Annotated in this window: 20 protein-coding genes and 1 pseudogene; 10 read left to right on the forward strand and 11 right to left on the reverse strand. The window is 74.6% G+C overall.

All coding sequences use genetic code 11. The annotated features are described in order from the left end of the window. Positions 1 to 3: 3 nt before the first annotated feature. Together ABZ716_RS14435 and ABZ716_RS14440 are read right to left on the reverse strand one after the other, a co-directional pair. Complete coding sequence (locus ABZ716_RS14435) at positions 4 to 1,044, reverse strand: DNA topoisomerase IB (protein ID WP_358810782.1); 1,041 nt, start codon at positions 1,042 to 1,044, stop codon at positions 4 to 6. A 90-nt stretch (positions 1,045 to 1,134) separates the two neighbouring features. Next, positions 1,135 to 1,842, reverse strand: a complete 708-nt coding sequence (locus ABZ716_RS14440; protein ID WP_358959021.1) for an HAD family hydrolase — start codon at positions 1,840 to 1,842, stop codon at positions 1,135 to 1,137. Positions 1,843 to 2,029: 187 nt separating this feature from the next. On the opposite strand from ABZ716_RS14440, the gene ABZ716_RS14445 reads away from it, so the two are divergent. Both ABZ716_RS14445 and ABZ716_RS14450 read left to right on the forward strand, forming a co-directional pair. Next, positions 2,030 to 3,814, forward strand: coding sequence for a thiamine pyrophosphate-requiring protein (locus ABZ716_RS14445; RefSeq protein WP_358810780.1), 1,785 nt, complete (start codon positions 2,030 to 2,032; stop codon positions 3,812 to 3,814). After that, complete coding sequence (locus ABZ716_RS14450; RefSeq protein WP_358959023.1) at positions 3,814 to 6,846, forward strand: FAD-linked oxidase C-terminal domain-containing protein; 3,033 nt, start codon at positions 3,814 to 3,816, stop codon at positions 6,844 to 6,846. The genes ABZ716_RS14445 and ABZ716_RS14450 overlap by 1 nt, the downstream gene beginning before the upstream one ends. 83 nt (positions 6,847 to 6,929) lie before the next feature. Here the strand turns inward: ABZ716_RS14450 and ABZ716_RS14455 are convergent, their stop codons facing one another. Next, positions 6,930 to 7,982, reverse strand: a complete 1,053-nt coding sequence (locus ABZ716_RS14455) for an SDR family oxidoreductase (protein WP_358959025.1) — start codon at positions 7,980 to 7,982, stop codon at positions 6,930 to 6,932. Between the two features lie 32 nt (positions 7,983 to 8,014). Next, positions 8,015 to 8,533 (reverse strand): DUF6328 family protein, encoded by a 519-nt coding sequence (locus ABZ716_RS14460; RefSeq protein WP_358959027.1) that lies wholly within the window; start codon positions 8,531 to 8,533, stop codon positions 8,015 to 8,017. A gap of 140 nt (positions 8,534 to 8,673) precedes the next feature. On the opposite strand from ABZ716_RS14460, the gene ABZ716_RS14465 reads away from it, so the two are divergent. From ABZ716_RS14465 to ABZ716_RS14475, 3 genes are all read left to right on the forward strand, one after another. Then, on the forward strand, positions 8,674 to 9,804 hold the full coding sequence (locus ABZ716_RS14465) for an enolase C-terminal domain-like protein (RefSeq protein WP_358959029.1): 1,131 nt from the start codon (positions 8,674 to 8,676) through the stop codon (positions 9,802 to 9,804). An 88-nt stretch (positions 9,805 to 9,892) separates the two neighbouring features. Continuing rightward, on the forward strand, positions 9,893 to 11,623 hold the full coding sequence (locus ABZ716_RS14470; protein ID WP_358959031.1) for a glycoside hydrolase family 15 protein: 1,731 nt from the start codon (positions 9,893 to 9,895) through the stop codon (positions 11,621 to 11,623). A gap of 136 nt (positions 11,624 to 11,759) precedes the next feature. Beyond that, positions 11,760 to 12,215: a hypothetical protein gene (locus ABZ716_RS14475; RefSeq protein ID WP_358810775.1), complete on the forward strand. Its 456-nt coding sequence runs from the start codon at positions 11,760 to 11,762 to the stop codon at positions 12,213 to 12,215. Here ABZ716_RS14475 and ABZ716_RS14480 read toward each other — a convergent pair. The 4 genes and pseudogenes from ABZ716_RS14480 to ABZ716_RS14495 form a co-directional block, all read right to left on the reverse strand. After that, positions 12,212 to 13,339: pseudogene (locus ABZ716_RS14480) on the reverse strand (ABC transporter substrate-binding protein). The gene ABZ716_RS14475 and the pseudogene ABZ716_RS14480 sit on opposite strands and share 4 nt — an antisense overlap. A gap of 13 nt (positions 13,340 to 13,352) precedes the next feature. Further along, positions 13,353 to 13,598, reverse strand: coding sequence for a hypothetical protein (locus ABZ716_RS14485; RefSeq protein ID WP_358810773.1), 246 nt, complete (start codon positions 13,596 to 13,598; stop codon positions 13,353 to 13,355). A gap of 280 nt (positions 13,599 to 13,878) precedes the next feature. Next, positions 13,879 to 14,052, reverse strand: coding sequence for a hypothetical protein (locus ABZ716_RS14490; protein WP_358810772.1), 174 nt, complete (start codon positions 14,050 to 14,052; stop codon positions 13,879 to 13,881). Positions 14,053 to 14,198: 146 nt separating this feature from the next. Beyond that, on the reverse strand, positions 14,199 to 14,693 hold the full coding sequence (locus ABZ716_RS14495; RefSeq protein ID WP_358959033.1) for an FBP domain-containing protein: 495 nt from the start codon (positions 14,691 to 14,693) through the stop codon (positions 14,199 to 14,201). Between the two features lie 90 nt (positions 14,694 to 14,783). Here ABZ716_RS14495 and ABZ716_RS14500 point away from each other — a divergent pair, with 90 nt between their 5' ends. Beyond that, the gene (locus tag ABZ716_RS14500; RefSeq protein ID WP_358810770.1) at positions 14,784 to 15,353 is read left to right on the forward strand and encodes a TetR/AcrR family transcriptional regulator; all 570 of its coding nucleotides are present in this window, start codon (positions 14,784 to 14,786) and stop codon (positions 15,351 to 15,353) included. Then, the gene (locus tag ABZ716_RS14505) at positions 15,350 to 16,540 is read left to right on the forward strand and encodes a GDSL-type esterase/lipase family protein (protein WP_358959035.1); all 1,191 of its coding nucleotides are present in this window, start codon (positions 15,350 to 15,352) and stop codon (positions 16,538 to 16,540) included. The genes ABZ716_RS14500 and ABZ716_RS14505 overlap by 4 nt, the downstream gene beginning before the upstream one ends. Before the next feature lie 22 nt (positions 16,541 to 16,562). Here the strand turns inward: ABZ716_RS14505 and ABZ716_RS14510 are convergent, their stop codons facing one another. Both ABZ716_RS14510 and ABZ716_RS14515 read right to left on the reverse strand, forming a co-directional pair. Then, positions 16,563 to 17,675, reverse strand: coding sequence for an agmatine deiminase family protein (locus tag ABZ716_RS14510; RefSeq protein WP_358810768.1), 1,113 nt, complete (start codon positions 17,673 to 17,675; stop codon positions 16,563 to 16,565). Positions 17,676 to 17,736: 61 nt separating this feature from the next. Beyond that, on the reverse strand, positions 17,737 to 19,242 hold the full coding sequence (locus tag ABZ716_RS14515; RefSeq protein ID WP_358959038.1) for an APC family permease: 1,506 nt from the start codon (positions 19,240 to 19,242) through the stop codon (positions 17,737 to 17,739). Between the two features lie 168 nt (positions 19,243 to 19,410). Between ABZ716_RS14515 and ABZ716_RS14520 the strand changes: the two genes are divergently transcribed. Continuing rightward, the gene (locus ABZ716_RS14520; RefSeq protein WP_358959040.1) at positions 19,411 to 20,049 is read left to right on the forward strand and encodes a TetR/AcrR family transcriptional regulator C-terminal domain-containing protein; all 639 of its coding nucleotides are present in this window, start codon (positions 19,411 to 19,413) and stop codon (positions 20,047 to 20,049) included. A gap of 59 nt (positions 20,050 to 20,108) precedes the next feature. Here ABZ716_RS14520 and ABZ716_RS14525 read toward each other — a convergent pair whose 3' ends face one another. Continuing rightward, complete coding sequence (locus tag ABZ716_RS14525; RefSeq protein ID WP_358959042.1) at positions 20,109 to 20,462, reverse strand: NTP pyrophosphohydrolase; 354 nt, start codon at positions 20,460 to 20,462, stop codon at positions 20,109 to 20,111. A gap of 155 nt (positions 20,463 to 20,617) precedes the next feature. Between ABZ716_RS14525 and thpR the strand changes: the two genes are divergently transcribed. Continuing rightward, complete coding sequence (gene thpR, locus ABZ716_RS14530; RefSeq protein ID WP_358810764.1) at positions 20,618 to 21,202, forward strand: RNA 2',3'-cyclic phosphodiesterase; 585 nt, start codon at positions 20,618 to 20,620, stop codon at positions 21,200 to 21,202. Between the two features lie 125 nt (positions 21,203 to 21,327). Then, positions 21,328 to 22,305 (forward strand): hypothetical protein, encoded by a 978-nt coding sequence (locus ABZ716_RS14535; RefSeq protein WP_358959045.1) that lies wholly within the window; start codon positions 21,328 to 21,330, stop codon positions 22,303 to 22,305. The last annotated feature ends 15 nt before the right edge of the window (positions 22,306 to 22,320 follow it).

Raw genomic sequence — 22,320 nt, forward strand, 5'->3', positions numbered from 1 at the left:
CCCTCATCCCGCGGGGTCCTCCCCCGTCAGCAGGCGCACGACAGCGGCCTCGACCGCGCCGTGCGTGGCGGGGTGGCCGAAGGTGACGTCCTTGCCCAGCCGGTCGAGGGCCGGGGCGATGGTGCGGCCGTCCTCGTAGAGTTCGAAGAGCCGGGGATTGATGTAGGAGGCCCGGCAGACGGCAGGCGTGTTGCCCAGGTAGGAGCTGACCTCGCGCACCGCCCGGGTCATGGCGCGGGCGCGCCGGGCCTTGGAGCCGTCGGCTGCCTCGACGGAGACGGCCAGGGCGACGGCGGCGAGGACGGTGGCGTGCCAGGTGCGGAAGTCCTTGGCGGTGATGGCCGTCCCCGAGCGGCCGCGGAGGTAGTCGTTGACGTCGGCCGCCTGCACGTCGTGCCAGCGGCGGCCGCCCCAGTAGACGAACAGCTGGCTCTGGCCGTCGCGGCAGGCCCGGCGGCGCAGCAGCGCCCGGACCACCTCGTACGCGGCGGGGTCGACCAGGGCGCGCGCCTGGTCCTGGCCGGACTTGCCGGGGTAGCTGAAACAGACCTCGCCGCGGCGGCACAGGGCGTGTTCGGGCAGGAGCGTGGTCAGTCCGTACGCCCCGTTGTCCTTGCGGTAGCCGGCCCCGCCGACGCGGAAGAAACCGAGGTCCAGGAGGCGGGCGGTGCAGGCCAGGACCCGGTCGCGGGCCAGTCCGCGCAGGGCGAGGTCCTGGGCCACGGCCTCGCGCAGCCGGGGCAGGCGGGTGGCGACGTCCAGGACGTGGGCGTGTTTGACGGCCTCCTGCTGTTCGCGGAACCGCTGGTGGTAGAGGTACTGGCGGCGGCCGGCCTCGTCGGTGCCCATGGCCTGGATGTGGCCGCCGGGCCAGGGGCAGATCCATACGTCGCGCCAGGCGGGCGGGATCACCAGGGCGCGGATCCGCGCCCGTTCGGCCTCGTCGGTGAGGGGCCGTCCCGCCGTGTCCAGGTAGCGGAAACCCCGGCCGTGGCGCACCCGGGTGTAGCCGGGGCGGTCGGGCCGGCTGGTACGCAGGCGCATGGGCCTCCTCGGTCCTCGGTGGTGCGGGTCGGTCGTCGCCGGGGTCAGGGGCCGGTGGACCCGGTCATGAGGGGTCCTGACCGGCCCTCGTCACCCCTGGGCCGGCGCCGGCGGGACCATCCTGGTCAGCGGGCTGGAGTCGAGGGCGCGCAGCAGCTCCGGCGGTCCCTGGTAGACGGTCACCGGTCCGGCCGCGGTGAGTTCGGCCTCGGAGATGCCGCCGGTGAGGAGGCCGATGCAGGGGACTCCGGCGCGGGCGGCCGCCTCGACGTCCCAGACGGTGTCGCCGACGAACACGGCTTCCTCCGGCGCGGCGTCGGTGAGGGCGAGCGCCTGGCGGACCAGGTCGGGGGCGGGCTTGGAGCGGTCGACGTCGTCCGCGGAGGTGGCCCCTGCGATGACGTCGTCCACGTCGAGCGCGGCGCGGATGGCCTTCACCTCGTCGGCCGAGGCCGAACTCGCCAGGACGATGGTCAGCCCCCGGGCGGCGATCGCGCGCAGCAGGTCGGCGGCGCCCTCCAGAACGGGCAGGGAGTCGAACCAGGCGGCGTAGAGGGCGTGGTGCGCGTCCCGCAGTTGCTGGTCCTGGCTCTGGTCGCGCCCGTCGCCGAGCAGGTGTTCGAGGATCCGGTCGCCGCCCATGCCGATGGCCCGGTGGATCCGGGCCATGGGTACCTCGTGGCCGTTCTGGTGCAGGGCCTGCCACCAGGTCAGGGCGTGGAGGTAGTTGGTGTCGACGAGGGTGCCGTCGAGGTCGAAGAGGGCGGCGCGGGGCCGGTGGTCGGTGCTGGAGGTCATGGGCAGCCGGTCCTTCCCGTCGTGCGTGTGCGGCCGGACCGCCGTCGGCGGGCGGGCGTCGCCTGCGCCTTCCCCGGACCCCGGCGGTCGAAACGGCGGCGCGGGCGGCGGCGGGCCGGCGTCGTTTCGCGTGGGAGCGCGGGGGCAGGCGCAGCCCGAAGCCAGCGAGCAGGAGGGAAAGAGGACGATGAAGGTAGCCGACTACGTGTTGCAGCGCCTGCGGGAGTGGGAAGTCGAGCACGTCTTCGCCTATCCCGGAGACGGGATCAACGGGCTCCTCGCCGCCTGGGGGCGGGCCAAGGAGGCGCCCCAGTTCATCCAGGCCCGGCACGAGGAGATGGCCGCCTTCGAAGCCGTCGGCTACGCGAAGTTCTCCGGCCGGACCGGGGTCTGCGTGGCGACGTCCGGTCCCGGGGCGATCCACCTGCTCAACGGGCTGTACGACGCCAAGCTCGACCACGTGCCGGTGGTGGCGATCGTCGGGCAGACCAGCCGCAGCGCGATGGGCGGCTCCTACCAGCAGGAGGTGGACCTGCTGTCGCTGTACAAGGACGTGGCCTCCGAGTACTGCCAGATGGTGACGGTCCCCGAGCAGCTGCCCAACGTCCTGGACCGGGCCATGCGCATCGCCGCGACCCGCCGTACGGTGACGGCCCTGATCATCCCCGGCGACGTGCAGGAACTCGACTACGAGCCGCCCGCGCACGCCTTCAAGCAGGTCCCGTCCAGCTTGGGGGTGGGGCACTACGCCCCCGTCCCCGCCGACGAGGAGCTGCACCGGGCGGCGCGGATCCTCAACGCGGGCGAGCGGCCCGCGATCCTCATCGGGCAGGGCGCCCGGCAGGCCCGGGCGGAGGTCGAGCAGGTCGCCGAGGTGCTCGGGGCGGGAGTGGCGAAGGCGCTGCTGGGCAAGGACGCGCTGCCGGACACCCTGCCGTACGTGACGGGGTCGATCGGCCTGCTCGGCACCCGTGCCTCGTACGAGATGATGCGGGACTGCGACACCCTCCTCGTGGTCGGCTCCAGCTTCCCCTACAGCCAGTTCCTGCCGGAGTTCGGCCAGGCCCGGGCGGTGCAGATCGACCTGGAGCCGACCATGGTCGGGCTGCGCTACCCCTTCGAGCTCAACCTCGTCGGCGACGCCGCCGAGACGCTGCGCCGGCTGCTGCCGCTGCTGGAACGGCAGCGGGACGGGGCCTGGCGCGACACCATCGAGGCGAACACCGAGCGCTGGTGGGAGGTCATGGAGCGGCGGGCCGAGGTGGCGGCGGACCCGCTCAACCCCGAGTACGTGGTCCACGAGCTGGACGGGCTGCTGCCGGCCGACGCGATCATCACGGCGGACTCCGGTTCGGCGGCCAACTGGTACGCCCGGCACCTGCGGATGCGCGAGGGCATGCGCGGCTCCCTCTCCGGCACGCTCGCCACGATGGGCCCCGGGGTGCCGTACCTGATCGGCGCCAAGTTCGCCCACCCGGACCGCCCCGGTATCGCGATCGTCGGCGACGGGGCCATGCAGATGAACGGGCTGGCGGAGCTGATCACGGCCGCGAAGTACTACCGCCAGTGGTCGGACCCGCGGATGGTGGTGGCGGTGCTGAACAACCAGGACCTCAACCAGGTGACCTGGGAGATGCGGGCCATGCAGGGCGCCCCGGCGTTCGAGGACTCGCAGGCCCTCCCGGACGTCCGCTACGCCGACGTGGCCGCCCTGTTCGGCCTGGGCGGGGTGCGGGTGGAACGGCCCGAGGACGTGGGGCCGGCCTGGCGCCAGGCGCTGGAGGCGGACCGTCCCTTCGTCATCGACTTCCGTACGGACCCGGCGGTCCCGCCGATCCCGCCGCACGCCACCTGGGAGCAGATCAAGGCATCCGCCTCGGCGGTGCTGCACGGGGACAGCGACCGGGGTTCCGTGATGCGCCAGGGGCTGAAGGCGAAGATCCAGGACTTCCTGCCCGGAGGAGGCGGCTGATGACCTCCGGGGCCGAGCCGGTCGACCTGGCCGGCCTGGAACGCGCACTGGAAGCCGAGGTGGACGGGGAGATCCGGTTCGACGCGGGCAGCCGTGGCGCCTACTCCACCGACGCCTCGAACTACCGGCAGGTGCCCCTCGGGGTGGTCGTCCCCCGGTCCGTGGAGGCCGGGGCGCGGGCGGTGTCGGTCTGCGCGCGCTTCCGCGCCCCCGTCCTGTCGCGGGGCGGCGGGACGAGCCTGGGCGGCCAGTGCACCAACGAGGCCGTGGTGATCGACTGGACCAAGTACTGCAACCGGCTGGTCTCCGTGGACCCGCAGGCGCGCACCTGCGTCGCCGAGCCCGGTATCGCCCTGGACGAGCTCAACCGGCAACTGGAGCCGTACGGCCTGAAGTTCGGCCCCAAACCGGCCACCCACAGCCACTGCACGATCGGCGGGATGGTCGGCAACAACAGCTGCGGGGCGTCGGCGCAGGCGTACGGCAAGACGGTGGACAACGTCCGGCGCCTGGAGGTCCTCACCTACGCCGGGGACCGCTTCTGGGCCGGCCCGGCCGGCCCCGGGGAGTTCGAGGCGATCGTCGCGGCGGGCGGGGCCCGGGCCCGGCTCCACCAGGGGCTCAAGGACATCGCCACACGCCACATGGCCGAGATCCGCCGCGGCTACCCGAAGATCCCCCGGCGGGTGTCGGGGTACAACCTGGACTCGCTGCTCCCCGAGAACGGGTTCCACGTGGCCCGGGCCCTGGTGGGCAGCGAGGGCACGCTGGTGACGGTCCTGCGGGCGGAGCTGGACCTGGTCGAGGTCCCGGCGGCCGAAGCCCTGCTCGTCCTCGGCTACGAGGACGTGTACGCGGCCGCCGACGCGGTGCCCTCCGTCCTGGAGCACTGCCGGCCCGCGCAGCTCGAAGCCGTCGACGGCCGTATGGCGCAGCTGATGCGCGAGGAGAAGGTCCACCTGCGTTCCGTGGAGCTGCTGCCCGAGGGCGACGCCTGGCTCCTCGTGCAGTTCACCGCCCACAGCAAGGAGGAGGCGGACCGGCAGGCGCGGGAGCTGCTGCACGCCCTCGGCCGGGGCCAGGACGACCCCTCGGTGGCGTTCTCCGACGACCCGCCCCGGGAGCAGGAGTTCCTCAAGGCCCGTGAGGCGGGGCTCGGGGTGACGGCCCGGCCGCCGGACGGTTCGGAGACCTGGGAGGGCTGGGAGGACTCCGCCGTCGCCCCCGAGCGGCTGGGCGCCTACCTGCGGGACCTGGAGCGGCTGTACCGGCGCTACGGCTACCAGAAAGCCTCCCTGTACGGGCACTTCGGCCAGGGCTGCGTGCACACCCGGATCCCCTTCGGGCTGCGCGACGCCAAGGGGGTGGAGGCGTTCCGCTCGTTCCTGTGCGACGCGGCCGATCTGGTGTCCTCGTACGGCGGGTCGCTGTCGGGCGAGCACGGCGACGGGCAGGCGCGCGGCGAGCTGCTGCCGCGGATGTTCGGTACGGCGCTCATGGAGGCGATGGGCGAGGTCAAGGCGCTCTTCGACCCGGGCGACCGGATGAACCCCGGCAAAGTGATCGCCCCCCACCCGGTGGACTCCCACCTGCGTCTGGGTCCCGGCTGGCGGCCCCGGGCGCAGCACGCCACCTACTTCGCCTACTCCCAGGACGGCCACGACTTCAACCGGGCCGTGCAGCGGTGCGTGGGCGTCGGCAACTGCCGTACGCACGAGGGCGGGGTGATGTGCCCCTCGTACCGGGCCACCCTGGAGGAGGAGCACTCGACGCGGGGCCGGGCCCGGCTGCTGTTCGAGATGCTCGACGGGCACGGCGACTCCCCCGTCGGCGGCGGCTGGCGCTCCACCGAGGTACGGGACGCGCTCGACCTGTGCCTGTCCTGCAAGGGCTGCGCCTCCGACTGCCCGGTGGGCGTCGACATGGCCACGTACAAGGCGGAGTTCCTCGCACAGCACTACCGCCGGCGGCTGCGCCCGCCCGCGCACTACTCCCTGGGCTGGCTGCCGCTGTGGGCGCGGCTCGCGCGCACCGGTCCGGGCCTGGCCAACGCCGCTCTGCGGGCGCCGGTGCTGGGCCGGCTGGGGAAGCTGGCGGCGGGCGTGGATCCCCGCCGGGAGGCGCCGCCGTTCGCCGCCGCCTCCTTCCAGGAGGTCTGGCGGCGCGCACGGCGTCCCGAGCCCCGGCCGGACGACGCGCGCACCGTGGTGCTGTGGCCGGACACGTTCACCAACCACTTCCATCCGCAGATCGCCCGCGCGGCCGTCCGCGTCCTGGAGGACGCCGGTTTCCGCGTGGCGGTCCCGACCGCCCCGGTGTGCTGCGGGCTGACCTGGATCTCCACCGGGCAGCTCGCCACCGCGCGCCGGGTGCTGGAGCGCACCACGCGGATCCTGCGCCCCTGGCTGGAAGCCGGAGCGCCTGTCGTCGCGCTGGAGCCCTCCTGCGCGGCCGCGCTGCGGTCCGACGCGCCGGAGCTGCTGGCCGGGGACGAGGACACCCGGCGGCTGGCCGCGCAGACGCGCACCTTCGCCGAACAGCTCGTCCACCACGCCCCCGAGGCATGGCGGCCGCCGCGGGCGGTGCGGGCGGCGACGGTGCAGACCCACTGCCACCAGTACGCGGAGCTGGGCACCGAGGCGGACCAGGAGCTGATGCGGCGGGCCGGGCTCGACGCCGATGTGCTCGACGCCGGTTGCTGCGGGCTGGCGGGCAACTTCGGCTTCGAGCGCGGGCACTACGAGCTGTCGCTGGCCATCGCCGAGCAGGGTGTGCTGCCGGCCGTCCGCGCGACCGCCGACGACGCCTTCGTCCTGGCGGACGGCTTCAGCTGCCGGACCCAGATCGAGCAGGCGGGCACGGGGCGCCGGGCGCTGCACCTGGCCGAGGCCCTCGCCCTCGCCCTGGACGGGCCCCCGCCGCGGGAGCACCCGGAACGGGGCGCCCCCAAGGCGGTGCGCGGGGGTGCGCGGGGGCACCGCGCGGCCGGCGACGTCATGGCCCACCGGCGCAACCCACGTGCACCGTTGTGACGCGCACGGCGAGGCCCTGACGTGGGTACGCGGGCCCGGCGGGGAGCCGGCAACTCCCCGCCGGGCCCGCGTACGTCGTGCGGCTACGAGGGGCGGTGCCCCTCGCCGCGATGGCGCAGGGCCGTCACGGCCAGGCCGGCCGCCGCCGTCGCGGCGCCGGTCCACAGCAGGCGCGGGCGGCGGGCCGCCCACGCCTCGGGGGAACGCGGGTGGGAGCGGTCGTCGAAGCCCCCGTGGGCCCCGTAGTCGCGGCCGTCCTCGCCGTCGAGGGGGTGCCACAGGTTGTGCGGGCGGTCCTCGCGGTTCGGCTCGGGGGTCTGCTGGGAGGAGAAGCCGGTGCGGGCGAGGTAGCGGTCCAGCAGGCCCGGCACGATCCGGTTGGCGATCACGGCGGCCAGGGCGCGGCCGCCGACGCAGTACATGCGGCGGCCCGGATGGTCGGCGGCGTACACGATGGCCCGGGCGGCGACTTCCGGCTGGTAGATGGGCGGCACGGGCTGCGGCCGGTGCGGCAGCCGCGACAGGCCCCAGGAGAACTGGGGGGTGTTGACGGCCGGCAGCTGGACCACCGTCACCTTCACCCGGCTGCCGTAGTGCATGAGTTCGGTGCGTACGGCCGAGGTGAAGCCCTGGACGGCGTGCTTGGCTCCGCAGTACGCCGACTGGAGCGGGATCGAGCGTTCGCCGAGCACGGATCCCACCTGGACGATCGTCCCCTTGTTCCGGGGCAGCATCCGGTCCAGCGCGGCCCGCGTGCCGTGGACGTAGCCGAGGTAGCTGACCTCGGTGACGCGCCGGAACTCCTCGGGGCGGATCTCGACGAACGGCGCGAAGACGGTGGTGAAGGCGACGTTGACCCAGACGTCGACGGGCCCGAAGACGGCCTCCACCTGGTCCGCGGCCGCCGACACCTGTGCGGGGTCGCTGACGTCGGCGGGCAGCACCAGGGGGGTGCCGCCCGCCCGCGCCACCTCGTTGGCCGCCGCTTCGAGCCCGGCGCGGCCGCGGGCGATCAGCGCCACCCGGGCGCCGCGCGCGGCGAACGCAAGGGCGGTGGCGCGGCCGACGCCGGCGCTCGCTCCGGTGACGACCACGGTCTGGCGGGGGCGGTGGTGCTCACCGCGGGTCGTGTCCATGGTGTCGGGCTCCCTGTCGTCGCGGTGCGTCCTCACCGTTCGTCGGTGTGCCGCTCGCGCGCCCACAGGGGCAGCACGAACCAGCACAGCAGGTACCAGCCCGCCACCCCGCTGACCAGGCACGGGACGAGGACCCCGTGGATGGCCACGCGCAGGACGAGCAGCAGGGCGGAGATGAAGGTGGCCAGCAGCAGCACGACGCCGGTCAGGGTCAGGCGCGAGGCCCAGAGCACCGCCTGGGGTTTGATCCGGCGGCCCGAGACGATGCGGTGGAAGGACACCGGGCCGATGAGCGCGCCCGCCGCCAGCGAGCCGACCACCACCGTGCTGACGTAGATGGCCCGGTCGGTGCCGGAGAGCTGCTGGAAGTGGGGGGTGAAGGCGACCGTCAGCAGGAAGCCGAACAGGATCTGTACGCCCGTCTGGGCGACCCTGATCTCCTGCATCAGCTCCTGCCACTGCCGGTCGGCCCGCTCCTCCCTGCTCTCGTGCCGCCCCCGCTCGTCCCGTCGCGCGCCGGCCGGGGCCACGGGGGCGTGCCGCTCGTCCATTCCTGCATTTCCTCCCGTCCGGGCCGCCTCCGGTCCGCCCCTGCGCCTACCCCGGCGGCCCGTGCGCACACGCCGCGCGCGGAGGACTGGGCGCGGTGTGCCCGGGTAGGCGCTGGGCGTCCACGGCGAGGAGGTCCCGGATGCGTGCGCGCGAGGACGGCGGGGACATCCCGCTCGAGCGGATCGAGGTGGCCGCGTACACCGTGCCGACCGAGGTGCCGGAGGGGGACGGCACCCTCGCCTGGGATGCCACCACCGCGGTGGTGGTGGAGGCGTGGGCGGGCGGTGTGCACGGCCTGGGCTGGACCTACGCCCCGGCCGCGACCGCGCACCTGGTGCGGGAGCTGCTGGCCGGCGTGGTGACGGGGCGCGACGCTTTCGGGGTGGCGGGGCTGCACGAGTCGATGTGCCGGGCGGTGCGCAACGCGGGACGGCCCGGTGTCGCCTCGTGCGCGATCTCGGCGGTGGACGTCGCCCTGTGGGACCTCAAGGCGCGCCTGCTGGGACTGCCGTTGGCGGACCTGGTCGGGGTGGTATGCCCGGAGGTGCCGGTGTACGGGAGCGGCGGGTTCACCACGGAACCGGACGCGCGGCTGCGGGCGCAGCTGGAGAGCTGGGTCCACGGTCTCCACATCCCGCGCGTGAAGATCAAGATCGGGCAGGACCGGGGCCGGGCGGTGGGCCGCGACCTGGCCCGGGTGGCGCTGGCCCGGGAGGTGATCGGCCCCGAGGCCGAGCTGTACGTGGACGCCAACGGGGCCTACGCACGCGGGCAGGCGCTCCGCGTGGGCCGCGAGCTGTCGGCGTACGAGGTCTGCTGGTTCGAGGAACCGGTGTCCTCCGACGACCTGGCCGGGCTGCGGATGCTGCGCGACCGCCTCGACAGCGACGTGGCGGCCGGCGAGTACGGCTACGACCTGCCCTACTTCGCACGGATGACGGACGCCGGGGCGGTGGACTGCCTCCAGGCGGACGCCACCCGCTGCGGCGGGATCACCGAGTGGCTGCGGGTGGCCGCGCTGGCACGGGCGCGGGGGCTGGAGCTGTCGGCGCACTGCGCCCCGCACGTCCACGCCCATCCGGCGGCCTGCGTACCGAACTTCCGGCATGTCGAGTGGTTCCGCGACCACGCCCGGCTGGAGCCGTTGCTCTTCGAGGGCGACGGGCTGCTGGACCCGTCCGGGGGCACCGTACGGCCCGCGGCCTCGGGGGCGCCCGGGCTGGGGCTGGCACTGCGCCGGAGCGGGGTGGAGGAGTACCGGGTCGCCTGAGTGCGGCCCGGGCCGCCGAACCGTCCAGCGAGAGGGGATGAGTCCCACGGAACGCCGGTCTGCCGAACCCCGCCCGGGACCGCGTCACGTGCCGCGGCCGCTGCGGGACTACGCGCTGCTGGCCGACGGAGAGCGCGGCGCGCTGACGGGGCCGGACGGGGACGTGGTGTGGCTGTGCGTGCCCGGCTGGGACGATCCGGCCGTTTTCTCGGAACTCATCGGAGGCGCGGGCGCGTTCACGGTACGTCCGGAACCCTCCTGGAAGGTCTCGGGCGGCTCGTACGCGGAGGGCTCGCTCATCTGGACCGCCCGCTGGACGCTGCCGGACGCGGTGGTGGAGTGCCGCGAGGCCCTGGCCGCCCCGGCGCAGGCGCACCGGGCGGTGCTGCTGCGGCGGATCCGGGCCGTGGCGGGAGCCGTGCGGATGACCGTACGGCTCGCGGTGCGCGGGGAGTACGGGAGCGCGCCCGCGCCGGTGCTCCGGAGGGCCGGGGAACGGCGGTGGGAGGGGGCGTGCGGCCCGCTGCGGGTGCGGCTGGACGGTCTGGACGCGGTCCGTACCGGGCCGGAGGGGGAGCTGGACGCGCTCGTCGGCCTGCGGGAGGGCGGCGTGCACGACCTGGTGCTGGAGATCGGCGACCGGCCGCTGGGCGAGCCGGTCGACGCCGGGTCCGCGTGGCGGCGTACGCGGGAGTTCTGGGCGGCGGCGGTGCCCGCGTGCTCCGGGCTGACGGCCGCGCGGGACGTGCGCCAGGCGTACGCCGTCCTCACCGGCCTCACCAGCCCGCGCACCGGTGCCATGGTCGCGGCGGCCACCACCTCCCTGCCCGAGCACGCCGACGCCGGCCGGGACTACGACTACCGCTACGCCTGGCTGCGCGACCAGTGCTACGCCGGCCAGGCGGTGGCCGTGCACGGCCCGCACCCGCTGACGGACGCCGCCGCGCGGGTGGCCGCCGCGCGGGTGCTCGCGGATGGGCCGGGGCTGCGGCCCGCGTACCGCACCGACGGCTCGCCGGTGCCGCCCGAGCGCCGGCTGCCGCTGTGCGGCTACCCGGGCGGGGCCGACCGGATCGGCAACCGCGCCGGGGCGCAGTTCCAGCTGGACACCTTCGGGGAGGTGCTGGAGCTCCTCGCGGCGGCGGCCCGCCACGACCGCCTGCCCGAGGACGGTCTGCGGGCGGCGGTGGTCGCCGGGAAGGTCCTGGAGGAGTACTGGGACCGCCCGGACGCGGGGCTGTGGGAGCTGGACCCGGCCTGGTGGACGCACTCCCGGCTGGCCGCGGTCACCGGGCTGCGGGCGGCCGCGCGGGAGATCGGGGGTGCGGCCGGGTCCCGCTGGAACGAGCTCGCGGAAACGATCCTGCGGGAAACGCGGCGGCGGTGCCTGCACCCCTCGGGCCGCTGGCAGCGCTCCGCCACGGACCCCCGCCCGGACGCGGCCCTGCTGCGGCCGCTGGCCTCGCCATACTGGCCGGGCCCGCGCCCGGTCGCGGCGGCCACCCGGGAGGCCGTCACCCGGGAGCTGGCCGAGGACGGGTTCGTGTACCGCTTCCGGCACGGGGACGGCCCCCTGGGCGAGGCGGAGGGCGCCTTCCTGCTGGGCGGGTTCCTGATGTGCTCCGTCTGCCTGGAGCACGGCCTGCCGGTGGAGGCGGGCCGCTGGTTCGAGCGGACCCGGACGGCCGCGGGGCAGGCCGGGCTGTTCGCGGAGGAGTACGACGTCCGCAACCGCCGGCTGCGCGGCAACCTGCCGCAGGCGTTCGTCCACGCGCTGCTGCTGGAGAGCGCGGTACGGCTGGACCGCGCGACGGGCTGACACTCCCCCGGGGGCCCGCGTGCTGACGGTTCCTCATATGACATCTGTCATCCGGCACACGTGATCCCGGGCTCTGCCGTCCACCTCCTCCTCCGGGGAAGGATGACCATCAAGAAAACGACCACGGGGGAAACACGTGAACGTCCTGAAGAAGAAGACGACCGAACCGGCCGGAGAAACCGTCGCCGCCGAAACCCTGACGCCGGCCGACTACCGGCTTCCGCTCTGGTTCTTCGGCTTCGAGGGGGTCCTCGCGGCCGCCTTCGACATCCTCAGGGCCTTCCCGGCGGTCTGGCCGGTGCTGCTGGTCCTGCTGGCCGTGAACATCACGGTGTCCCTGACGATGATGAAGAGGCGTCTGAAGCTCGCCAAGGCGCTGTGGCGCGGCAAGGAGACCCGCAGGGTCGCCATCGCCCTGGTCCTCCTGCGGGTGGGCAGCCATTTCGCCCTCAACGCCGTGGGCCTCGCGGTCACTTCCGCCCTGGGCCACATGCTGTTCGCCCTCGTGATGAGCGCGACCACGATCGGCCTGCTGGCCTACTCCCAGGAGACGGCCATCCGCGCCCTCACCCCCTCCGGCACCGCCCGCTAGTCCGCGTCCGCACCGCCGTTGCGCAGGATCCGGAAGCTCCGGGGGTCGGCCGGATCGCGGTCGGCCACCTGGACCGGTGCCCCGGCCCACTGCCAGACGCCGGTCTGCGGTGTGCGGGAGAACCGGATCGTTCCCCGGGTGCCCTCGACGCTGAGGTGCGGCCAGGCCGCGGCCGTACGCGCCCGGTCGTCCGCGCCGTGGGAGCGCAGTGCTTCGGCGAGGACCGTGACGGTGTCGTAGCCCTCGAAGGCGACGAAGGAGGGCGCTTCGCCCAGCCGCCCGCGCAGGGCCTCCCGGACGCGGGCGCCGAGCGGGCCGAGCCGCTCCGGCAGGTAGCGCAGGAACGGCACCGCCGCGCCGTCCTCGCCCAGCAGCCGCGCCCATGAGGCCAGCTCCGGCTGCCCGGCGGGCGCTCCGATCGTGATCTCGGCCAGGCGCCGGTCGCCGCGGACGGCCCTGACGAGCGGCACCGCCGGTTCCGGGTGGCCGACCAGGAGGAGGAGGGCGGTCGCGCGTCGGGCGTGGAGCTCCTCGCACACCCCCTCGGGGCCCAGCGCGGCCATGTCGAGTGCGGCGAGCGTGGCGCCGTACGGGGCGAGCCTCTCGCGCAGGATCCGCGTCCCGGACGCCCAGTAGACGCCCGGGCCGGCCGCGACGGCGATGCGGCGGTGTCCCGCGCCGAGGAGGAAGTCGGCATAGGTGCGCCAGCCGCGGGACTGCGGCGGGGGAAGGCGCGCCACCCACCGCGCCGGCCGCTCGGTCAGCGCGTCGAGCACCGCCGAGGAGCACAGGAACGGTACGCCGAGGGCGTCGGCCCGGTCGGCGGCCACGCGGGCGACGACGCTGTGGTACTCCCCCGCCAAGGCGGCCACGCCCAGCCCGGCCAGCTCCTCCACCGCGGCGGCGGCGCGCCGCGGGTCGGCGGCGGTGTCCCGGACCACCAGTTCGAGGGGCCGCCCGGCGATCCCGCCGGCTGCGTTGGCCTCGTCGGCGGCCAGCTAGAGCCCGGCGAGCAGGTGCCGGCCCGCTTCGGCCCAGCCGGGCCGGGTCAGCGGGACGAGGGCGCCGACACGGACCGGCGGTGGCGTACTGACGTGCTGGTCTGTCTCTCCCATGCCGGCCATTGCATCCACCCCCTCAGCGCGGGGCAACCGATTTCCCCGCTCCTTCCGAGGCCGGCGGGGTCGGCCGGGGGCCTTCGGGAGGGCACTCCCCGGCTTCCTGGCCGGTGTCGACGTCGGCGCGTCGCATGAACCGCTCCCAGCCCTCGGTGGCGCGGGCGCGCAGGGACCGGTCCGGGGCGCCGGGCTCGGGCTCCTGCACCTCGAAGGTCCGTCCGCTGGCCCCGGGCTTTCTTCGGGGCAGTGCAGGGGTGGTGGACATGCGCGTTGCTCCTCTCCGACGGCGGATGCGACGGGCCGGGGGCCGGGCGGGGACCCGGGTCTGCGACGCCGTCGCGAGGGGGAGCACTTCCGGAGCGGGTGGCCGGATCCGGCGTGCGGTGACCACCATCGCTGCCGGACGGCCGATCAATCAATGGCCGCGTCGCGACGGATTCCCCGCCACGCCCGCGGCGAGCCGGTATTCCGGTGGCGCCATGTCCCCGGCCCTGACGTCCGGGCCGGCGCATCCCCGTGACTCTTCGGCAGCGCCTTCCGGGCACTTACCGCCGGGCCCGGGCGGCCGCCGGTTCGCCGTTGCCCGTGCGGGGGCTCGGCGGGAGGACCGTGTTGCCGGAGCCGGGGGTGCGGGAGGCGGTGAAGGCTCCGGGAGCCACGCGCACAGCGCCGGCTTCCATGGCGGCGGCGAGGAGGGAGACGTGCGGTATTCGGCTCATGGGGCTCTCCTGGGATGCGCGGCTGGGCGGGGGCCGGAGGGGGCGCCTGGTGCGGCGTCGTCTCCGTGTCTCCCATTGAGCCGCGCGCCAGGGGTTCCCGTCATGCCCCTGCACTTCGGGGCTTGACAGCCGCCCGGCCGGGTGGGTCAGGCGGTCACCTTGGAGATGAAGGCGGCGAGGTTCGCCAGGGTCCGCCCGGCCTTCTCCTCCTCCGTGAGGCTCTCGTGGAGCCGCGCGCCCGGGGTTCCCGGTTCCTTCCTCCCGCGTACGTACAGGGAGCAGGCGAGGTCGTCGCACATGTAGGCGCCTACGGAGTTGCCCTCCTGCCCGGCCTTGCCGGCCTTCGGCGCGACCATCAGGGACACGCCGCCGTCATGGGTGGTCAGGCACACCGAGCACATGCTGCGCCGCATCTGGCCCGAGCTCTGGGCGGGGCGGCGCAGGACGAGGGCCTGGGTGCGGCCGTCGATCTGGGTCACCAGGTAGGCGCGGCCCGGGGACTGCGGGTCGCGCCAGCCGAGGTAGTCCAGGTCCTCCCAGGGACGGTCGGCCAGGTCACGGGGGACGGACAGGCGCTTGGCCTCGCCCTTGGTGCAGTTGATGAAGGCGGCGCGGATCTCTTGCTCGGTCAGTGGCTTCATGGGCAGCACGCTAAGTTGCCTAAAAGCTTTAGGCAAATGCATTATTGCCTCAGGCAGAAGCCGTAGGCACGAAGGCATGAGGGAAGAGCCATGGGGCGTATCGGACTGACCACGGACCGCCTGGTGCGGGCGGGGGCGGAGCTGGCCGACGAGGTCGGCTTCGAGCACGTGACGGCCTCGGCGCTCGCGCGGCGGTTCGACGTCAAGGTCGCCAGCCTGTACTCCCACGTCCGCAACTCCCGGGACCTCAAGGCGAAGATCGCGCAACTCGCCCTGGAGGAGCTCGCCGACCGCGCCGCGTCCGCCCTGGCCGGGCGCGCCGGCCGGGACGCGCTGACCGCCCTGGCCGACGTCTACCGCGACTACGCCCACGAGCACCCCGGCCGCTACGACGCCTCCCGGTTCCGGCTCACCGCGCAGGAGGCGGCCGCCAGCGCCGGGCCCCGGCACGCGGAGATGATGCGGGCGGTCCTGCGCGGCTACGACCTGACCGGCCCGGACCAGACGCACGCCGTCCGGCTCCTGGGCAGCGTCTTCCACGGCTACGTCAGCCTGGAGCTGGCCGGAGGCTTCAGCCACAGCACCCCCGACTCCCAGGAGAGCTGGACATGGACCCTCGACGCCCTCGACACCCTGCTGCGCGGCCGGGCGACGGCATGACCCCGCCCGGTACGGCCGCGCCCGTCACCACCCCCCTCACCGCGGAGCTCCTGCGCGGAGCCCTGGACACCGAGCACACCGGGCGCGGGCTGCTGCCGCACCGGCTGCCCGCCCGGGCCCGGGCCCAGAACACCGACGCCCAGCTGGCCATGGCCGAGTCCCAGCCCTCCGGCGTACGGCTGGCCTTCCGCACCGAGGCCACCGTCGTCGAGCTGGACACCCTGCCCGTCAAGCGCCTCTACACGGGAGCGCCGGCCCGGCCCGACGGGGTCTACGAGCTCCTCGTCGACGGCCGCCCGGCCGCGCGGGCGACCGCGGCGGGCGGCGACACCCTGACCGTCGATCCGGCCACGGGCTCCGTCGCGCACCGGACCGGGCAGCCGGTCACCCTGCGCTTCACCGGCCTGCCCGGCCGGATGAAGGACGTGGAGCTCTGGCTGCCGCACGACGAGACGGCGCAGCTCGTCGCGCTGCGCACCGACGCCCCCGTCAGCCCCGCGCCGGACCGAGGCCGCCGGGTGTGGCTCCACCACGGCAGTTCGATCAGCCAGGGCTCCGGTGCCACGCACCCCACCGGCACCTGGCCGGCGCTCGCCGCCTCCCTCGGCGGGGTGGAGCTGGTCAACCTGGGCCTGGGCGGCAGCGCACTGCTGGACCCGTTCACGGCCCGCGCCCTGCGCGACGCCCCGGCCGACCTGATCAGCCTCAAGCTGGGCATCAACCTGGTCAACACCGACCTCATGCGGCTGCGCGCCTTCACGCCCGCCGTCCACGGCTTCCTCGACACGGTCCGCGAGGGGCACCCGGACACGCCGCTGCTGGTCGTCTCGCCGCTCCTGTGCCCCCTCCACGAGGACACCCCCGGGCCGACGGCCTTCGACACCGAGGCGCTCGCCGAGGGGAAGCTGCGGTTCCGTGCCGCGGGAGACCCGGCGGGGGTGGCCGCCGGGCAGCTGACGCTCACCGTCATCCGGGCGGAGCTGGCGAGGATCGTGGAGCAGCGCGCCGCCGAGGACCCGCACCTCCACCACCTCGACGGCCGCGAGCTCTACGGCGGGGCCGACGCCGCCGACCTCCCGCTGCCCGACGCCCTCCACCCGGACGCCGCCACGCACCGTCGCATCGCCGAACGCTTCGCCGCTCTGGCCTTCGGCGCCGACGGCTTCTTCGGGAACGGCCCCCGCTGACGCCCGGCCCCGCCCGCCCCGGTCAGCGCGTGCGCGGCACGTGCTGGGTGACGCAGTGGACCCCGCCGCCGCCCCAGGCCAGGATCCGGGCGGGGGTGCCGACGACCTCGCGGCCGGGGAAGAGCGTACGGAGCTGGGCGAGGGCCGCGGTGTCGGCCGGTTCCCCGGAGAGCGGGACGACCACCTGGGCGGCCGTCAGGTAGTAGTTCGTGTAGCTGAAGGTCTCGACCAGGAGGCCGTTCTGGCGGAAGTGCGGCTGGTATTCCATCTCCACCAGCGTGAAGGGGCGTCCGCAGGCGTCGGTGGCGGCTGCCAGGACCGCCTTGTTGGCGGCCATCCGCGCGTGGTTGGGGCTGGCGGTGTCGGGCTGGGTGTGCAGGAGGAGCCGGGCGGGGCCGAGGTAGGCGGCGACGAGGTCGATGTGGCCGTTGGTGATCGTGTCGTTCGCCAGACCGTACGGGAGCCAGATCAGCTTCGTCGCACCATAGGCGGCCAGCAGGGTGGACTCGATCTGGGCGCGGGTCATCGTGGGGTTGCGGTTGGGGTTGAGCAGGCACTCCTCCGTGGTGATCAGGGTGCCCTGGCCGTCGGTGATGACGGACCCTCCTTCGAGGACCATGGGGACGTCGCGTCGCGGCACGCCGAGGTGGTCGCAGACGCCGACCGGCAGCAGGTCGTCCTTGTCGTACGGGTACTTGCCGCCCCAGCCGTTGAAGCCGAAGTCGAGGCCGATGCTGCGGCTCTTCGCGGCGTCGAGGGCGAATATGGGCCCGGTGTCCCGCGTCCAGCAGTCGTTGACGGGGTACTCGACGACGGTGACGGTGGGGCCGCACTGCGCGCGGGCCTCGGCGGTGTGCCCGGGCTCGGCGAACATCAGGACCGGCTCGGAGCGGGCGATGGTCCGGGCGATGCCCGCGATCTCGCCCTGTACGTCGGCCAGCAGGGAGCCCCAGCCGTCCGTGCGGTCCCAGGGCCAGGACATGACGCAGCAGGAGTGGTCCTCCCACTCGGCGGGCGCCGTGTACTTCTCGTCGGCGCCCGCGGCGGCGAGGGCGCGGCCGCCGAGGAGGGTGGCGGCGGTGGCGGAGAGCGCGGCGGCGCCGAAGCCCCGCCGGGTCATCGATGGCAGGTTCATGACATAGCTCCTGATGTGGTGGGTGGGTGGGAGAGAGGTGCGGGGCGGGTGAGCGCCCGGGTCAGGAGGGCCCGGCCTCCAGGGCGCGGAGCTTCTCCTGGGGGCGCCGGACCAGCAGGTAGAGCAGGCCGGCCGTGATCACGGCGCCGATGCCCAGGAGTCCGGCCCAGACCTGGTACCAGGGGGCGCCGGGCGGGGCGAGGACCGGCCGCGGCCAGCAGACGTTGACCACCTCGAAGGCCGTCCACAGCACGGCGAGCACGTTGAGGAAGGTCCCGGTGCGGCCCAGGCGGACATGCCCGGACGGCACCCAGCCGCCGCGCAGCCGGGCGAGGAGCGCGGCCAGCGAGACCAGGAAGAACGGCAGGAAGGTGGCGGCCGTACCGAAGGCGATCAGGCTGCCGATGGCGGTGGCGTTCAGGCCGAGCAGCAGGGCGGAGCAGCTGACCGCCGTCGAGGCCAGCAGGCCGCCGATCGGGGCCTGACGCCGGTTGACCTTCCGCACCTGGCGGGAGAAGGGGAAGACCCCGTCGCGGGCCAGCGAGTAGACGCCGCGGGCCGCGCCGCCCTGGGAGGCCATGGCGCAGGCGAGGAATCCGATCAGGACGACGAGGACGAACGGCTTGTCGGACCAGGAGCCGAAGGAGGTGACCACGGCGGTGGTCACCGGGTCGAGGTCCCGGCCGGCGACGACCGCCGCCGGGTCGGGATGGGCCAGGGCCACCGCCATGGCGTTGAGGATGACCACGGTGCCGACGCTGAGGAGCGCCCACCACATGGCACGCGGTACCTGGCGCCCGGCGTCCTTGGTCTCCTCCGCCGTGGACACGCAGGCGTCGAAGCCGATGAACCCCCAGCCCGCGACGGCGAGGACGGCCAGGAAGGCCGCCACCGTGGAGCCGCCCGACAGCTGCTCGGCTCCGAGGGTCTCGGTGAAGAGGGAGAAGCCGTGCTTGCGGAAGAACAGCAGCAGGCTGAAGCCGACCAGGACCGAGGCCACCGCCTCGGCGGCGATACCGAGCGACACGAAGAGGCTGAGGATCCTGATGCCGAAGGCGTTGACCGCCGTACAGGCCAGCAGGACGGCCGCGGACACCGCCACCATGGCCCCCGGTGAGGGGGTGACCCCGATCAGGGCGAAGACCCAGGGCGCGGCCAGGTAGGCGACGGTCGTGTTGCCGAACATGACGGCGAACTGCCAGACCCAGCCGCTCATCCAGCCGTAGGAGGGGCCGAGCAGGCGGCGCCCCCACTGGTAGGGGCCGCCGGCGAGCGGCCACTGGGAGGCCAGCTCGGAGTAGACGTTGACGACGAGGCACTGGCCGAGCAGGACGACGGGCAGCGCCCACACCCAGGCGGGCCCGGCGATGGTCGTGCCGACCATCGAGACCGCGTAGAGCGCGACCACGGGCGAGACCACGGCGAAGCCCATGGCGATGTTGCCGAGGACCCCGAGGCTGCGGCGGAGTTCCTGCCGGTAGCCGAGTTCGCTCAGCCGGGCGGCGTCGCCGTCGCCGTCCGGAAGGGTGGCGGTGGCGGGTCTGCCGCCGGTGGAGGGTTGTGACACGTGACACCTCAGAGGGCAGGGGGAGCCGTCCGGCAAGCCGCGCCGCGCTCCCCGAAGCTAAAACTAACCGGGTTAGGTAACTGGGTTGCGGGGACGTTAACGCGCCCTCGGCCTCTTGGGAAGACCTGCCGACGGGTAACCTGGCGCCGAACGAGGGGGAGTGCCGCCGTGGGCCGACCGAGCCAGCCGCTGCTGAGCCGCGCGATCATCGCGCGCGCCGCACTGGAACTGCTCAACGAGGAGGGCCCGGACGCGTTGAAGATGCGCTCGCTGGCCGACCGGCTCGGGGTGCGGGGCGCCTCCCTCTACCACCACGTGGCCTCGAAGGACGACCTGCTCGACGCGGCGTCGGAGCTTCTCAACGAGGAGATCGACCTCGGGCCGCTCCAGGATCCCGACTGGCGCCGGGGCATCGCCGAGTACGCCCGCGGCTACCGCGGGGTGTACCTCCAGCATCCGCACATGATCGCGCTGGTGGCCCGCCGCCGGGTCGAGGCCGGACGGGCCCTGCTCAGCTACGACGCCCTGCTGAGCGCCCTGGTCCGGGCGGGCTGCACGCCCGCCGGGGCCGCCGAGGCCGCCGCCGCCCTCGACTACCTGGTACTCGGCTCCGCCCTGGAGACCTTCACGGCGGGCTTCACCCGCGCCCCGGGCGACTACCGGCCCGGGTACCCGGCCCTGGCCGACGCCCTCGAATCGACGCGCGGGAGGCCGGGCGGCCTCCCCGCCCTGGACGACCGCGGCTTCGAACTCGGCCTGCGGCTCATCCTGGACGGCCTGGCGGCGCAGCCGCCGGACGGCGCCTGAGCGGGCCGCGCCTCTGCGGGCGGCGCCGTACGACGGCCCACGCCTGAGCGGGCCCGCGCCTAAGCGGGTCGCACCGTCCGGGGGCCCGCGCAGGTGGCCCCGTACGCCTGGACGCGCTCGCGCAGTGCGCCGTCCGCGGTGACGACCATGCAGGGGCGGTCGGCATGGGCGGCGGCGAGCCGCACGATGAGGTCGTCCCCGCTGCCGGGCGCGGACTCCACCCGTACCCCGGGCACGGACTCCACCCCACGGGCGGCCCCCTCGACGACGAGGATGACCTCCTCACCACCCTCCCGCGCCGCGAGCCGGTCGCGCAGCCGCTCGGCGGCGCCCTTGCGGTCGCGCCACCAGCCGTCGGGGACGGAGCCGACGACGTTCGCCGCGTCGACGATCAGCACCGGGCGCGCGGTCATGACACCTCCCGGCAGCGCCGCCGGACCTGACACGGCGTGATGCGTTCCGCTCGTTCGCTCACGTGCGGTGATTCTGCCACGCCGGGCACCGCCCGGACGGCGCCGGCCCGGCCGCCGACTGGTTCTCGCGGCCGTCGCACGGTACGAAGTCCCCTGTGACCCATCAGACCCACCGTGCGACCGTCCGCGTGTTCATCGCCCTCGCCCCGCCCGACGACGCGAAAGAGGAGCTGGAGCGGGAGCTGCTGCCCGCCTACGCGGCGTACCCGCGGATGCGGTGGAACCGGATCGAGGACTGGCACATCACCCTGGCCTTCCTCGGCGAGCTCCCGGTCGCCGCCGTGCCCCGGCTGCGCGGGCCGCTCTGCGGACTCGCCGCGATACGCAGGCCCCTGCGGCTGGCGCTGCGCGGCGGGGGGCACTTCGACGAGCGGGTGCTGTGGACCGGGATCGACGGGGAGCTCGACGGGCTGCACCTGCTGGCCGCCGAGGTGCGCTCCCTCGTCCAGGAGTGCGGAATCCCCTACGAGGGACGGCCGTTGCGCCCCCACCTGACGCTGGCGCGCGCCCGCCGGGGCGACACGGCCAGCGTGCCGGAGGCCGCCGCCGGCCTCGCCGCCTTCCGCGGCCGCTCCTGGCACGCCGGGCGCCTGCACCTGGTGGGCAGCAACTTCGGGCGCGGCCCCGGTCCCCTCCACTACCGCGACATCGCCTCATGGGGCTTCGGCAGCGGGAGCTGAGCGCTCGACAGGGAGACGAGGGAAACAGTTGTGCGATCGGCGGGGCGCCGTCGATACTCACTACTTCCACGGGGGCGGTCCACGGACGTCCCCTGCCACAACACGTGCGGAACCAGAGGTGGGTCATGGCGTTGCTCCGGGGGGCGGGGCTGTCGCTGAAGCGATGGGTGGGCAGGAACGCCGAGCGGCTGGAGCGGGACTACGGCGATCCCGCGGTGACGCGGATCCGGGAGGCCGCGCAGGCGGCGGACTGGGCCCAGGTCCGCGAGGGGCTCGCGGCGCATCCCGAGAGCGAGGACCGCACCTGGCTGCTGTGGGCGGTCGGTGACACCGCCGGAGTGGAGCGGTGGATCCAGGACGCCGTCGCGGCGGAGCCGGATTCGGCGCTGCCCCTGCTGGTCGCCGGTGCGCGCTGGGTCAGATGGGGCTGGGAGGCCCGCACCGGGGCGCTGGCGAAACACGTCTCGCGCGAACAGTTCGAGGTGTTCCACGAGCGGCTGCGTCAGGCCGAGACCTGGCTGTACCGGGCCGCGGAGCTCGAACCCTCCTGGCTCTCGCCCTGGCACTTCCTCCAGGTCAGCGGGCGCGGACTGGAGGTCGGGCCGGTCCTGGCGCGGCGGCGGTTCGAGGCGGCCGCACGGCGGGCCCCGCACCATCTGCGGGTCCACCAGCAGCACCTCCAGCAGGTCTGCGAGAAATGGGGCGGCTCGCACGAGGAGATGCACTCCTTCGCCCGCTCCTCCATGCTCGCCGCGCCCGAGGGCAGCCTGCTGGGACAGCTCGTCGCGATCGCGCACATCGAGCAGTGGCTCCGCCTCGGCGAGGGGCCGGGCCGGCAGTACATGCGCCGCGAGGAGACCGCCGCCTCGCTGCGGGAGGCCGCCGAGCGGTCCGTCCTGCACCCTGGGGCCGAACGGGGCCAGGGCTGGGCCCAGGCGTGCAACAGCTTCGCCCTGGCCGCCTCGCTCGCCGGTGAGACGCAGCTGGCCCGCCGCTGTTTCGAGGCGGCGCCGGACACCGTCACCGAGTTCCCCTGGCAGTACGTCAACTCCGCCGACCCGGTCCTGGCCTACCGCCGGCACCGCTCGTCCGTCGGCGCCTGACCGCCGCCCGAACCC

The sequence above is a fragment of the Streptomyces sp. NPDC006687 genome (genome assembly GCF_040636215.1).
Taxonomy (GTDB): Bacteria; Actinomycetota; Actinomycetes; order Streptomycetales; family Streptomycetaceae; genus Streptomyces.